The organism is Cellulomonas sp. GbtcB1, assembly GCF_019091725.1.
In the GTDB taxonomy this organism is placed as follows: domain Bacteria; phylum Actinomycetota; class Actinomycetes; order Actinomycetales; family Cellulomonadaceae; genus Cellulomonas.
In genome coordinates, this window is the sequence record NZ_JAGXJG010000259.1 from 1 (window position 1) to 270 (window position 270).

The 270-nt window shown below is 77.0% G+C and carries 1 pseudogene; it reads left to right on the forward strand.

What is annotated here, in order from left to right:
- Nucleotides 1–63: 63 nt before the first annotated feature.
- A pseudogene (locus KVT14_RS20420) lies at nucleotides 64–270 on the forward strand (hypothetical protein); the annotation flags it as partial.

Genomic DNA, 270 nt, shown 5'->3' on the forward strand with positions numbered 1-270 from the left:
CCGCAGCACCGACGGGCCCTCGACGCTGTCCGGCGCGCACGTCGGGTTCGGGGGGGTGGACCGGTGACCGCCGTCGCCGACTGGTCGCGCGCGCACCTCGCGGCCTGGGACCGCCAGCAGGCGGAGTACATCAACCGGCGCGAGGACCGGTTCGGGGTGATGCTCGACGTGCTCGCCGAGACCGCGCCCGCCGGCGCCCTGGTGGTCGACCTGGCGTGCGGCCCCGGCTCGGTCTCCGCGCGGGTGCTCGACCGGTTCCCGGGCATGACC